The sequence below is a fragment of the Sphingopyxis indica genome (genome assembly GCF_900188185.1).
Classification (GTDB): domain Bacteria; phylum Pseudomonadota; class Alphaproteobacteria; order Sphingomonadales; family Sphingomonadaceae; genus Sphingopyxis; species Sphingopyxis indica.
On the sequence record NZ_FZPA01000007.1, the window covers coordinates 73,287 to 85,049 of the forward strand.

13 protein-coding genes are annotated in these 11,763 nt (G+C 62.6%); 6 read left to right on the top strand and 7 right to left on the bottom strand.

Annotated elements, in window-relative coordinates:
- Window positions 1-449: 449 nt before the first annotated feature.
- From CHB69_RS10665 to CHB69_RS10675, 3 genes are read right to left on the bottom strand one after another with little or no spacing between them, the layout of a single operon-like run.
- Window positions 450-1,655, bottom strand: coding sequence for a hypothetical protein (locus CHB69_RS10665; protein ID WP_089216001.1), 1,206 nt, complete (start codon window positions 1,653-1,655; stop codon window positions 450-452).
- Entirely contained in the window at window positions 1,652-2,602 is a 951-nt protein-coding gene (locus CHB69_RS10670; RefSeq protein WP_089216002.1) for an MvdC/MvdD family ATP grasp protein, read from the bottom strand. The genes CHB69_RS10665 and CHB69_RS10670 overlap by 4 nt, the downstream gene beginning before the upstream one ends.
- A gap of 16 nt (window positions 2,603-2,618) precedes the next feature.
- Window positions 2,619-3,266, bottom strand: a complete 648-nt coding sequence (locus CHB69_RS10675) for a hypothetical protein (RefSeq protein ID WP_141133964.1) — start codon at window positions 3,264-3,266, stop codon at window positions 2,619-2,621.
- Window positions 3,267-3,457: 191 nt separating this feature from the next.
- Between CHB69_RS10675 and CHB69_RS10680 the strand changes: the two genes are divergently transcribed.
- The 4 genes from CHB69_RS10680 to CHB69_RS10695 all read left to right on the top strand — a co-directional run bounded on the left by CHB69_RS10680 (window position 3,458) and on the right by CHB69_RS10695 (window position 6,102).
- Entirely contained in the window at window positions 3,458-4,378 is a 921-nt protein-coding gene (locus CHB69_RS10680; RefSeq protein WP_089216004.1) for a HEPN domain-containing protein, read from the top strand.
- A gap of 186 nt (window positions 4,379-4,564) precedes the next feature.
- Entirely contained in the window at window positions 4,565-5,092 is a 528-nt protein-coding gene (locus tag CHB69_RS10685) for a hypothetical protein (protein WP_245836710.1), read from the top strand.
- Window positions 5,089-5,595 (top strand): RNA polymerase sigma factor, encoded by a 507-nt coding sequence (locus CHB69_RS10690; protein WP_089216005.1) that lies wholly within the window; start codon window positions 5,089-5,091, stop codon window positions 5,593-5,595. Before CHB69_RS10685 ends, CHB69_RS10690 begins: the two co-directional genes overlap by 4 nt.
- 75 nt (window positions 5,596-5,670) lie before the next feature.
- Window positions 5,671-6,102 carry a Ros/MucR family transcriptional regulator gene (locus tag CHB69_RS10695; RefSeq protein ID WP_089216006.1) on the top strand — a complete coding sequence of 144 codons (432 nt, stop codon included), beginning with the start codon at window positions 5,671-5,673 and terminating at the stop codon, window positions 6,100-6,102.
- A gap of 3 nt (window positions 6,103-6,105) precedes the next feature.
- Here CHB69_RS10695 and CHB69_RS20110 read toward each other — a convergent pair whose 3' ends face one another.
- From CHB69_RS20110 to CHB69_RS10705, 3 genes are read right to left on the bottom strand one after another with little or no spacing between them, the layout of a single operon-like run.
- Window positions 6,106-6,273, bottom strand: a complete 168-nt coding sequence (locus tag CHB69_RS20110) for a DUF6771 family protein (RefSeq protein ID WP_170935517.1) — start codon at window positions 6,271-6,273, stop codon at window positions 6,106-6,108.
- Complete coding sequence (locus CHB69_RS10700; RefSeq protein WP_089216124.1) at window positions 6,270-6,527, bottom strand: conjugal transfer protein TraD; 258 nt, start codon at window positions 6,525-6,527, stop codon at window positions 6,270-6,272. The genes CHB69_RS20110 and CHB69_RS10700 overlap by 4 nt, the downstream gene beginning before the upstream one ends.
- Before the next feature lie 22 nt (window positions 6,528-6,549).
- A complete protein-coding gene (locus tag CHB69_RS10705; protein ID WP_089216007.1) occupies window positions 6,550-6,855 on the bottom strand; it encodes a conjugal transfer protein TraD in 306 nt (101 codons plus the stop codon).
- A gap of 173 nt (window positions 6,856-7,028) precedes the next feature.
- Between CHB69_RS10705 and traA the strand changes: the two genes are divergently transcribed.
- A complete protein-coding gene (traA, locus tag CHB69_RS10710) occupies window positions 7,029-10,010 on the top strand; it encodes a Ti-type conjugative transfer relaxase TraA (protein WP_089216008.1) in 2,982 nt (993 codons plus the stop codon).
- Between the two features lie 14 nt (window positions 10,011-10,024).
- The gene (locus tag CHB69_RS10715) at window positions 10,025-10,768 is read left to right on the top strand and encodes a DUF6118 family protein (RefSeq protein WP_089216009.1); all 744 of its coding nucleotides are present in this window, start codon (window positions 10,025-10,027) and stop codon (window positions 10,766-10,768) included.
- A 433-nt stretch (window positions 10,769-11,201) separates the two neighbouring features.
- Here the strand turns inward: CHB69_RS10715 and CHB69_RS10720 are convergent, their stop codons facing one another.
- Complete coding sequence (locus tag CHB69_RS10720) at window positions 11,202-11,762, bottom strand: VOC family protein (RefSeq protein WP_089216010.1); 561 nt, start codon at window positions 11,760-11,762, stop codon at window positions 11,202-11,204.
- Window position 11,763 lies beyond the last annotated feature (1 nt).

An 11,763-nucleotide genomic window follows, 5' to 3' on the forward strand; every position in this document is an offset into this window, starting at 1 on the left:
GGAACAACTGTCTCTTCGTGGTGTCTCAGGCTGCGCAGGGTGGCGTGTCGTCTCTTGTCGTTTCCTGGCGTCCGCTGTCGTTTGACGGCGGGGCCACAATTTTTTTCCCATGCCGTCCCAGCCACGGATTTGGTGTCGCGCAGGGCAGCCGACGCTTGCCTTTGTGGCCGCGCGAGCGCGCCGAATCGAGTGGGCGGAGCGATTGCCGGCACCATTTCGCTTTCGGCGATCGCCTAGGTTGCGAAAAGATCATTTCATGAGGTCATGCGCCAAGGATTGGCCGAACCGCGCCTCCCGGAAACTACAGTTTCGGCGCGTCTGAGCGCATTCGACGGAATTCAGCGCACAATGTTCGGCGGAAATTACTGACATCACGCCGCAAACCCGTTCACGCCGGACCGTGCTTCAGCTCGCGCCTGATAAGCGGCGTCAATGGTGTTGAGGCTTCGCTATGGGAGTGTGATGGCTCCCGGCCTTATTCTGGTGATCACTAGAACGATCGGTCGGCCATCAGAATCACGGCGGAGATTAGCTTGTTGGAATAGTATTGGCGGAAATTTCGCCGGATCGTCCTTGGTGTCGGTTGGGGGCCAGTACTTTTTGAGGAAGACTATGGTTTCGGACGCCGAGACTGCCAACGGATCCGGCAGCCCGGGAGACCGCGGCAGCTTTGTGAGCCGGTTCGAAATGTACCACACCCGCATCCGACCAACCGCGGTACCTCCGCACGCGAGGCGAATGTCCTGGACCACGCCAGCGTCATTGGTGACTGGTTGCAAAACTGCGGGAATTTTTGACGTCATCGCCACGGTTGTGGACGCGACTATCAGCGGAGCGCGGGCGGCCTTTGGGCGCCGACAGTTCTTGTCGAGCACCATCCAGGCCGGGCTGGTTTTGAGCTGTGCAGCGAGATTGTCGATCTCGGCAACAGCGGCGATCGCTTGCGTGGGAGTCGTCAGCATCTGGTCGTGGGCGGGCCACCAAATCTTCATCAGCAGGCCGGCGAGATACCAGCCGATATTTACGAGCAGCAACAAAGAGAAGGTTAGGAAGGCGCGCAGCAAATATTCATGCGCCATCTTGATGCAGGTGACCTTCCAATTGACCCCTTTGCTGTTGCGGCGAGTATGGAGCAGCAACCGCCGCGCGAGCGTTTGTCTCGGGTGCGGAACCGCCCAAGCCTTCTCGAAATCGGATAGGCCCGGTTCGTGCGACACAGATACCTTCAGCTCTCGGAAGGCCCAGTGGCCCGCGCTTGCCGTATAGGCGACTGCCAGCCCGAGTAACACCATGTTGAGCCAAATCGGTGCGCTGCCGGCCTTCTTCTCCCACAACGCGCTGACCAAAGTCAGTACGAGCGGGATCAAAGCGGCCACCAGCGGCAGGTAGGTCGCGGCCTTTTGGTCAGTGCCGCGGCGGCGCTCCGTCTCACTGTCGGCAAGGCGACGCGCTTCTTCCAAAGCTGCCTCGGGATCCTTGCCGAAATCGAGCGCATCGATCCGCGCCTCGTCGCGCGTGAGATCGTCCTCAAGTTTCTTCTTTTGCGCGGGTGTCAGATCTTCGAGCCACGGCCAGAAGAACTGGCCGGTCGCGAAAAGCCATTTGACGAGCTCTTGCCTCGCTTGCGCGGCGCGCGCCGCGATCCCTGTCATCATTGGATGATCGCTTCGAGTTCATCGACGATGGCGGCGGCGAGCGGCAAGCCGGTGCGGCGCTGGATCCAGGCCCACTGGCCATTGGGGTTGATCTCAAGGAACCAGTACTGCCCGTCTTGGTCGGCGATTAGGTCAATCGCGCCGTAGCGCAGGTCGAGTTGTTTGGTGAGTGCCAGGCATTTGTCGACGATGGCGGCCGGCAGCTCGATCGTCTCATGGCGTAGGTCGAGCCGTGTACCCGACCGCCAATCCACCTCGGTCTCACCATGGTCCTGCGAATGAATCGCCGCGGCAAAGACGCGGTCGCCGATCACGGTCGCTCGGATGTCAAAGGCCTTGCGCACCTCGCGCTGATAGATGACCGGCGCGAGCGACACCGCCGTCTGATCCATCGGGTTGAGTGGATCGAGCCGCGCGGTGAACAGCACCTCGCCGGCCTCTCCACGTTCGACAAGCGAATGGCGGAGTGGTTTGCCAATCACGTTGCCGTCCGCGACGAACGAGCTGGCCGCCGCGAAGTCGTTCGAGATCAGCGTCTCGGGGACACCCAGCCCCAGCTGCGACGCGAGGGTCAATTGACGTGGCTTATCCTCGGCGCGCAGGATCGCGAATGGCGAACTCAGCCACCGGCCTTCCAGCGCATTCCACAGCGCCTTGGTCACCGCCGACCATTCGTCGGTCAGGTATTTGGTTGTGGCCTCATCCTTGGCCACGACTGGCTCGGGTGCACCGGGCTGACGGTAATACGCCGCACCGACGTCGTCGAGGCGGAGGGTGAGGTCGGGCGTCTCAATCTCCCAGCCATGCCCGGCGCGCGGATCGAACCGGACCTTCGCTTGTGGTAGGCTTTCGGTGTTGAGGCGATGAAAGGCGCGACCCCGGCGCCGCAGTTCGACGACGATGAAGTCGGTCGTGAGGTCGCGCTTGTTGGTGACGAGCAGAATCACGGCTAGGACGATCCGATCAATGGATCATCGAAAAGTCGTCATCGTCTCCCTCGACATCGGCTGAGGTTTTGGTCTGGAGTTCGAGCAGCAAGGCGGGAAAATCGTCATCAATCCCCTCCTGATTGTTGAACGACCGGGTCTCGAGTTCCAGCGTGCCCGCGCTCATCTGATCATCGCTTTCCTGCTGCACGTCCGTCTTGGTTGCGAGTTCGGCGAGCATGTCGAGAGGGCGACGCGGCATTCCCAGTGTCTCGTCGCTGGTCAGATCGTCGTCCGCACTTTCCTGACGGACCTTGGTCAACGTGCTGGTGTCGAGCAAAGCATCGAAGCTACGAAGGTCGGTCGACGCATCCTGATCGTCGGCTTCCATCCGCACCAATGTGATCGTCGTCTCGGCGAGCGCGATCGCGGCCAGTTCGGTCATGTTCGAGTAATCTTGATCGTCGCCTTCCTGGCGCACGCGGGTCGAGGTGTTGGTCTCGACAACGGTCGACGCCGCCATTTCTATCACCGGCACGAGCCCGGCCTCGGTCTCGATCACCCAGAGCTGCCGGGCTGGATCGTAGTGACCGGGAAGATCCGCCGACGACGTGCGGGGGGTTGCATGTCGAAAGAGGAGCGGCGCCGCGTGCGCTGTTTTGCCTGGCTCTGGCAGCATCGTCAAATCCCTCCACTGGACGGCAAGCCGTCCTTCCTTTGTTCTATGCCTAGGTCCAAAAACGCCCAAATTCAAATTGTATTGTAATCGACCTGAAGCGCCTCGAGTCACCTGTTCCTCCACATTTTGCCCGGCGCAAAGCGCCGGGCAATCTGCTCTTGCCAAGTGACGGGCATTGCCCGAAGATTCCTGCGCCCATGCGAACCGACGTCGATCATCTTCCCGCCGCCAAGCAGCGCGAGCTTGAGCGCATCGTCGAAATCATCTTCGACGAGTTCGGTGCCGCGACCGAGAATGCGACCGGACGCCGCAAGGGCGCGCGCATCCTCAAGATCATCCTGTTCGGCAGCTATGCGAGGGATGATTGGGTCGATGCCCCGGCATCCGCCAACCAGTATAAATCCGATTATGATATACTGGTCATTGTCAGCCAGAAAGAGCTGACCGACCGCGCCGCATATTGGTCCAAAACCGAAGAGCGGCTGATCCGCGCCTATACAATCGAAAAGACGCTGCGGACGCCGGTGAACTTCATTGTCCATTCGCTGCACGAGGTAAACGACGGGCTTGCGCACGGCCGGGTCTTCTTCATGGAGGTCGCGAAGGACGGCATCGCGCTTTACGAGGCCGATGACCGCGAATTGGCGACGCCGAAACCGAAGACTTCGGAGCAAGCTTTGGCGACCGCGAGAGAATATTTTGAGGACGGATTCCCGTCTGCGATGAAGCGGTATGAATTTGCACGGTTTGGAATCGACAAGGGGTATTTGAAGGACGCTGCCTTCGATATGCACCAGACCACCGAGCGTCTTTATGCCTGCCTACTGCTGACGCTGACCTATTACACGCCGTACAACCACAACATCGCATTCCTGCGTTCGCTCGCCGAGGGGCTGGATCGTCGTCTCTATGGCATCTGGCCCGAAGCTAATCGCCGCGAACGTGCAATGTTCCAGAAGTTGAAGGAGGCCTACACCAAGGCCCGCTATTCCAAGCACTACCGGATCAGCGAAGAGGAACTGACCTGGCTCGGCGAGCGCGTCGAAGAACTCGGCCGCGTCGTCCATCAGGTCTGCACCGACAGGATCGCCGAACTCGAAAGGGCGGCGCGCGAATAAACGCGGTCGTCCGCCCGGCTTGCCGGGACTCCGCGCTTCTGGCATAATCCCGCGCACGGGATGGAATGACTGGCGGCCATCTCCGAGGATTATCCTGCCAGCATCATGCAGGTCCGGCCGAGGGTCGGGCAGTTGCTGTACGCCGCTCGATCGGCACGCAGCGGACACCGCTTGCACATTCGCGCGATGACGCGCGGACCGCCGCTGTGCGAGCTCAACATGCATACCCCCAAAGCGAACGACGTTTACGCGCGCGAAGTCGTGATGGCGCGCGTCGGCCATCTGATCCGCCGCAAGCAGCAGGAGGTCGAACGGATCACACGCATCCTGCGCGCCTGCTTCGATCCCACCCGCGTGCAAGCGCCCCAGCCGGGCGAAATCCGCCGCATCGTCCTGATCGGCCCCTATGCGCGGAAGACTTGGTATGAAGACGACGAGACGATCAACTTTTCCGATTACGAATTCTGGATCGTCGTCAATCATCCGCTGTTCAAGGAAGCCGAATGCTGGACCCGCGCCCGCGAGGTCATCGACAGCGAACTCGGCAACCGCTGCGCTGTCAGCCTCGAACTCTATTCGAAGGCCGACATCCGCGTCGCCAAGGCCGAGCGCGACACCTTCATCCTCGACCGCATTGAAGCGGGCATCACCCTCTATCGCGCCTCGCGCGATGCACCGCTGAATGACCGCGAGCGGAAGGCGGTGCGGTCGTGACCGCGCCGGCTTCGGCGGTCGCCTTCGACGCCTTCTATCGGGCCGAACATGCGCGGGTGAATGGCTTTTTCCGGCGAAAGGTCGGGCGCGACGAGGCGGCCGATCTGACGCAGGAAGCGTTCATGCGCTTTTATGGTAGCGGCAGGTTCGCGACGCTAGAATGTCCCCGGGCCTATCTGGCGACGGTCGCGCGCAACATATGGCTGAACCGGATACGTCAGCAAAAGCGGCGCGGAATCCTCTATCCGCTGGACGAGGAGCGAGAGGCTGCCACGCCGCCCGAACAGGAGCGGCGGTTCGAGGGAAAGGAACTGCGGCGCGCCTATTGGCGGGCGCTTCGCCCCCTGTCGCGAAAGACACGGCGCATCTTCCTGATGCACCGCCTACGCGGCATGACCTACCGGGACATTGCCGACGAACTCGGAATAAGCTGCAAGGCGGTTGAAAAGCGCATCGAGCGCGCGTTGGCGCGATGCCGAAAGGTCGCCGCGCGCCATACTTGAAGCAGAACCCTGATGCGTGCATGTCGATAGCCAACAACAGTGCGGTTCATTCCGCCGGGTCGAGGGAGTATGAAAATGGAAGATGCCGAAGCGCTCGTATCGCTGACCGCAGACATCGTCGCGGCGCATGTCAGCAACAATAATGTCGCAGTTTCCGATCTGCCGCTGATCATCCAGTCGGTGCACGATGCACTCGCCGGACTGGGCAAGGCCGACGAGCTCGAAGTTAAACAGGAACCGGCAGTGTCGATCCGCGCATCGGTGAAGCCCGATTACATCGTCTGCCTCGAAGACGGCAAGAAGCTCAAGATGCTGCGGCGTTACCTGCTGACGCATTACAACATGACGCCCGACGACTATCGCGCCAAATGGAATCTGCCGAAAGACTATCCGATGGTCGCGCCCGCCTACGCCGAGAAGCGCCGCGCGCTCGCGAAAGAGATCGGGCTCGGCACCAAAGGCCGCGGCGGCGGGCGCAAGAAGACCGTCACGCGCCACGCGAAATAGCCGTCAGGCCTTGGCGTCTGCCTTTTGATCAAGCGCATCGGCGATCATCGCTGCGAGCGATTCTTCGGCGCGAATGCGCGCGACCGGGTCTTTGGCGTCGAGATCGCGCCGCACCCATTGCGGCGCGCGCTCAACCACCCGGAGAATGGTGTCGGTCAGTTCCCGCGTCATGGCGCGCCTATGGCATTGGGGTGGTCGTCGGGCAACGCCTCTGCAGCGAATGCCCGCTTGCCGCGCCGCCGCCAGAGCGCAGAAGCATCGGCGCCACCATCGCTCCTGATCTTGTTCGCCATCCACAGGAAAGCGCCATAAAGCATCGCGCGGTCATCGTCGGTCAGCTCGACCAGCCCGGCTTTGACGATGAGTCCACCGAGTTCGATGAGCCTGCGCGTCCGCTCGCGGCGCTTGACCTGCCAGTCGCGCATGTCGCTTCGCGCCTTCGCCGCCTCAAGCCGATGGCGCATTGTTATCGCCCGGCGCAGCGCCTTCGTTATCGCGACCAGCTCGCGGCGCAGGCTTGCGGGCCGAGCGTTGAAAGAAGCGCGCGCCCGCCTTGCGCCAGCCCTCCTTCACGCTTGTATCCTTGGCCGCGACGGCGCCGAGCAATGCGCCGGCGAACATATCGGCATCGAGCGCGTCGGCGCCCGTTGCAATGACGAGTTCGCCAAGCTGGCGAACGCGGCGTTCCTTGAGGGCCTTTGCTTTTGCTTCGAGTGCCTTCAGTTCCGAATCGATATCGCGGGGTTTTCGCATCGCAAAGTCTCCATTGAGTGACGATTCTGTCATGATAGAAGAAGCGCGGCGCCAGCGCAGTAGTGTCGCCGGGACAGTCTGACACCGCCTAGTCCCGCCCGAGAATTTATTCGAGAAGGGCGCGCTTATACGTCGTGCCGACGTGCGCTTCGCAGTGTAACTGAACGATCGCTATGGCGATCTTCCATTTCAGCGTGCAAGTCATCGGGCGCACTTCAGGCCGCAGCGCGGTCGGCGCAGCCGCCTATCGCGCGGGCGAGCGCCTGCACGACGAGCGCCTCGACCGCGATCATGACTTCCGTGCCCGCTCGGGTGTCGAGCATAGCGAAATCCTCCTGCCCGAAGGTGTGCCGGACCGCTTCTCCGACCGCGAAACGCTTTGGAACGAAGTCGAGGCGATCGAGGTGCGCAAGGATGCGCAGCTCGCCCGCGAGGTCGAGTTCGCCATTCCGCGCGAGATGACGAGGGAACAGGGCATCGATCTCGCCCGCGACTTCGTACAATCCGAGTTCGTCGATCGCGGCATGATCGCCGACCTCAATGTCCATTGGGACATCGGCGCCGACGGCATGGCGAAACCCCATGCCCATATCATGCTCACGATGCGCGAGGTGGGCGAAGACGGGTTCGGGGCGAAGGTGCGCGAGTGGAACGAGCACGCGACTGTCGGCCTGTGGCGCGAACGCTGGGAGAGCCATGTCAACGCACGGCTGGCCGAACTCGACATCGATGCCCGCATCGATCACCGGTCGCTGGAAGCACAGGGCATCGCGCTTGAACCGCAAGACAAGATCGGCGGCCCCGCGCAGCGCATGGAGCGCGAGGGACAGCTTGCTGACCGCGCAGAAATCCACCGCGAGATTGCGCGCGAGAACGGCGAGCGGATTATCGCCAATCCGGGCATCGCTCTGGACGCCATCACGCACCAGCAGGCCACATTCACGCAGCGCGATATGGCGATGTTCGTGCATCGCCATTCGGACGGACAGGAGCAGTTCAATGCGGCAATGAGCGCAGTGCGCGGCTCACCCGACCTGATCGCGCTTGGCCAGGACGGACGCGGCGAAGATCGGTTCACCAGCCGCGAGATGATCGAGACCGAGCAACGGTTGCAGCGCGCCAGCGAGCTGATGGCGGAACGCGATCGGCACCGCACGTCGGATGCCGACCGGGAGGGCGCGCTGGCGCGCGCGGAGGCGGGCGGGCTTGTGCTGTCGGGCGAGCAGCGCGCGGCGTTCGACCATGTGACCGACAAGCAGGGTCTCAGCGTCGTTATCGGCTATGCCGGAACCGGCAAGAGCGCGATGCTCGGGGTCGCGCGCGAAGCGTGGGAGGATGCCGGGTTCCGTGTGCGCGGTGCGGCGCTGTCGGGCATTGCCGCCGAAGGCCTGGAGAATGGCTCGGGCATCGCGTCGCGCACCATCGCGAGCTTGGAACATGGCTGGGCGCAAGGCCGCGATTTGCTCACCGCTCGCGACGTGCTCGTCATCGACGAGGCGGGCATGGTCGGCACGCGGCAGATGGAACGCGTTTTGTCCCATGCCGCCGACGCCGGCGCGAAGGTCGTGCTGGTCGGCGATCCGCAGCAATTGCAGGCGATCGAGGCGGGCGCGGCGTTCCGCTCGATCCACGAATGGCACGGCGGCATCGAGATTACCGAGGTGCGCCGCCAGCACGAAGGCTGGCAGCAGGATGCGACCCGGCACCTTGCCACCGGCCGCACAGGTGAGGCGATCGACGCCTATGCCGGGCGCAGCATGGTTCATGCTGCTGACACACGCGAGACGGCGCGAGCCGAGCTGATCAATCGCTGGGATCGCGACCGGCGGGCGAGCCCCGATGCCAGCCGGATCATTCTGACCCACACCAATGCCGAGGTGCGCGAGCTTAACGACGCCGCACGCGAGGCGATGCGCGCATCGGGCGATCTTGGCGACGATGTGCGCGTGAAGGTCGAACGCGGCGATCGGGATTTTGCCGTCGGCGACCGCATCATGTTCCTGCGCAACGAGCGTAGCCTGGAGGTGAAGAACGGCACGCTCGGCACGATCGAGCGTATGAGCGAAAGCAGCATGGCGGTGCGCACCGATGACGGGCGCAGCATCGCATTCGACACCAAAGATTATCGCGACTTCGATCATGGCTATGCCGCCACGATCCACAAGGCGCAGGGCATGACCGTGGACCGCGCCCATGTTCTCGCCACCCCCGGCATGGATTGCCACAGCGCTTATGTCGGCATGTCGCGCCATCGCGAGGGCATGGCGCTGCACTATGGCCGCGATGACTTCAAGGACGACGGGCGCCTTGTCCAGACCCTGTCCCGCGAGCGCGCCAAGGATATGGCGAGCGATTACGAGCGCCGTGATCCGGCGCGAGACTTCGCCGAGCGGCGCGGCATCAGCTTCCGCGAGCGGGTTGCCGAGATCGTCAAGGCCATCCCCGAGACGACGCGCGGGATCTTCGACAATTTCCGGCCCAAGGCCGAAACGCAGCGCAAGCGCGACATGTTCGCGAGCTTTCGGCCAGCGCCCCGGCCGCACCAACCGGAACGGAGCGACCGGCTCGCGCGCAGCCCGCAGCCCGCTTCCGCTGGCGGGCTGCGCAGCGCGGTGGCGCGCTATGCGCGGGCGCTCGACGCCGTACAGCAAACCCATGCGCAGGGACTTGAGGCGATGCCTCATCAGCGCATAGCGCTCGACCGGGCCAAGGAGTCGCTGGACGCGATCCGGCCCCACGCCTCCACCGATCTTGGCGCCGCCTTCGAGCGCCAGCCCGAGCTTGTCCGCGAGGCAGCCGAAGGGCGCGGACAATCCGCGCTCCGGGCAATGCAGCTTGAGGCGGAAATCCGCATCGACCCATTCCAACGCGCCGACCGCTTCGTCGAGGGCTGGCAGCAATTGCAGCGCCAGCGCGAAGAGCTGGTGCGTGACGGCGATCTACGCGGCGCGAAGCGTGTCGCGCAGAGCATGGCGGGCATGGCGAAGAGCCTCGAACGCGATGCCCAGCTTGAATCGGTGCTCGGCGGGCGCAGCCGCGAACTCGGCCTCGAGATCAGCCGCGACATGGGGCGCAGCCTATCGCGCGACCTCGCGAACTCCATTTCCTTCGATCAGGTCCGCGACCTCGGGCGCGGCATGGGTATCGGTCATTAGCCAGGAGAATAGAGATGGACGAACAACGATTGCCGTCGAATGCGCCGGAGCCGGAACCCCGAGAGGAAACGGCGGCGGAAGCGTTCGCGCGGCTCGACGACCGGGTGGCGGGACTCGATGGGCGCATAGCGCTCATGGCCCGCGCCGTCGAGCATATGGCGACCGAGCGGCTGAACATCGAGATTCCCGACTATAACCCGACGCTGGAAAAGACGAACGCCTACCTCGCAGCGATCCACAAGCGGATGAAGGCTATCGAGGATGCGCCCGCACTCGACATGACCCCGGAAGATATGGGCGCGCGCATCGCGGCAGCGGCGCACAAGGCGCGTGAGACCGACCGGGCCAGCGTCCAGCAAGTCCAGCAGAGTCAGGCGGAAGCCGTGCAGGCATTACATCGGATCGTTGGTAACGCTCGAACGCGGGGGCAGCAACGCGAGCATCTATGGTGGAGCATCGGCGGCGGAGTCCTTGCCGGGTGCCTGCTATGGTCGTTCCTTCCCGGCACTGTGTTGCGCGTGTTGCCGCAAAGCTGGCACATGCCGGAAAGCATGGCGGCACATATCATCGGCGAACCGACCTTATGGGAAGCAGGTGCTCGGCTTATGCAGGCGGACAGCCCGCAGGCTTGGGCCGCACTCAATCAAGCCGCCGAGATACTGCGCGATAACCGGGAGGTTATCGAGAAATGCCAAGCGACGGCCAAAAGGACAAAAAAGGCTACGCGCTGCGCCATTCAGATAAGCCCCCTACCGTGATGCGAAGGCAGAACTGGACGCGCGCGGTTCCGTTTGCACACTTTGCCGATAGGGCCTCAGCGGCTATGGATCGGAACATACAGGGGGTGCCTTTTGTCTGATTCCGTTTTGTTTATTTCCGGCGCGCTGTTCACGTCATGGGAAGCAAGGCCGGCAATGACGTGATCGGACAGGCCCGGCAGCCGCTCACCCTTCCGGCAGCTGGGGCCGAAAGGGCCGCAGGGCCACAAATCCATGCTGCCGTCTGCCCGTTCACGCTAAACACGGCGCCGGAACAGGGTAAATCAAGGTGTCCGGCTGATTCCATTGGTGGAGCCATGTCTGGGCTTCCTCTTCGGTGCGCGCCCAAACGCCGGTGGCGACGATCCGGGGGATGGCTCTACGGCCATCATCGCACAGCTAAGCTACGCTGGTGCAGGGGCCGTCCATCCCATCACGTCAAATTTGTAGTCGCCAGGTTCTGCCGGATGAATCGATGCTTCCAATCATCTCGAAGCATGAAGCCGGCATTGCTCCTGCACAGCTCCTCTGTCCTTTGCAGAATGGATTCGTCGCTTTGGTCGAGATCCAGAGGGTCTCCGTAAGGCTGCGGAATGTAAAAGGGAGTCTCGTAGTAGATTTCGAGCCTGTTCCCTTCAGGGTCGTCGGCATACACGGAGAGCGAGGTTCCGTGGTTCAAGCACAAGAGGCTTTTTGCCCCATTGCTCTTTGCTCTGTCACGGACGTCGCGTAGAATCTGTATGGAAGGGACCAGGAATGAGATCTGCATGATCGTGCTGAACGTCGTGTCGCGGGGCCGGCCAGTCGCAAGTACGAGTTGATGATGATGTTCCGGGGAACTGCTGAGAAATACGAGCTCGGCACCAATCGACCGTCCAATCCCCCTGTCTGTGACGATCATACCAAAAACATTCTGGTAGAATTCAACCATGAGCGGAAGATCCCAGACATAAACTCCTAGGTGGGAAAGAAGTGGTTGTTGCACATTAGTCATC

Coding starts and splice junctions, on each gene's coding strand:
- CHB69_RS10665 (WP_089216001.1), bottom strand. CDS start 1,655: ATGATGACAGGGATCGCGGCGCGCGCCGCGCAAGCGAGGCAAGAGCTC.
- CHB69_RS10680 (WP_089216004.1), top strand. CDS start 3,458: ATGCGAACCGACGTCGATCATCTTCCCGCCGCCAAGCAGCGCGAGCTT.
- CHB69_RS10685 (WP_245836710.1), top strand. CDS start 4,565: ATGACGCGCGGACCGCCGCTGTGCGAGCTCAACATGCATACCCCCAAA.
- CHB69_RS10695 (WP_089216006.1), top strand. CDS start 5,671: ATGGAAGATGCCGAAGCGCTCGTATCGCTGACCGCAGACATCGTCGCG.
- CHB69_RS20110 (WP_170935517.1), bottom strand. CDS start 6,273: ATGACGCGGGAACTGACCGACACCATTCTCCGGGTGGTTGAGCGCGCG.
- CHB69_RS10700 (WP_089216124.1), bottom strand. CDS start 6,527: ATGCGCGACTGGCAGGTCAAGCGCCGCGAGCGGACGCGCAGGCTCATC.
- CHB69_RS10705 (WP_089216007.1), bottom strand. CDS start 6,855: ATGCGAAAACCCCGCGATATCGATTCGGAACTGAAGGCACTCGAAGCA.
- traA (WP_089216008.1), top strand. CDS start 7,029: ATGGCGATCTTCCATTTCAGCGTGCAAGTCATCGGGCGCACTTCAGGC.
- CHB69_RS10715 (WP_089216009.1), top strand. CDS start 10,025: ATGGACGAACAACGATTGCCGTCGAATGCGCCGGAGCCGGAACCCCGA.
- CHB69_RS10720 (WP_089216010.1), bottom strand. CDS start 11,762: ATGACTAATGTGCAACAACCACTTCTTTCCCACCTAGGAGTTTATGTC.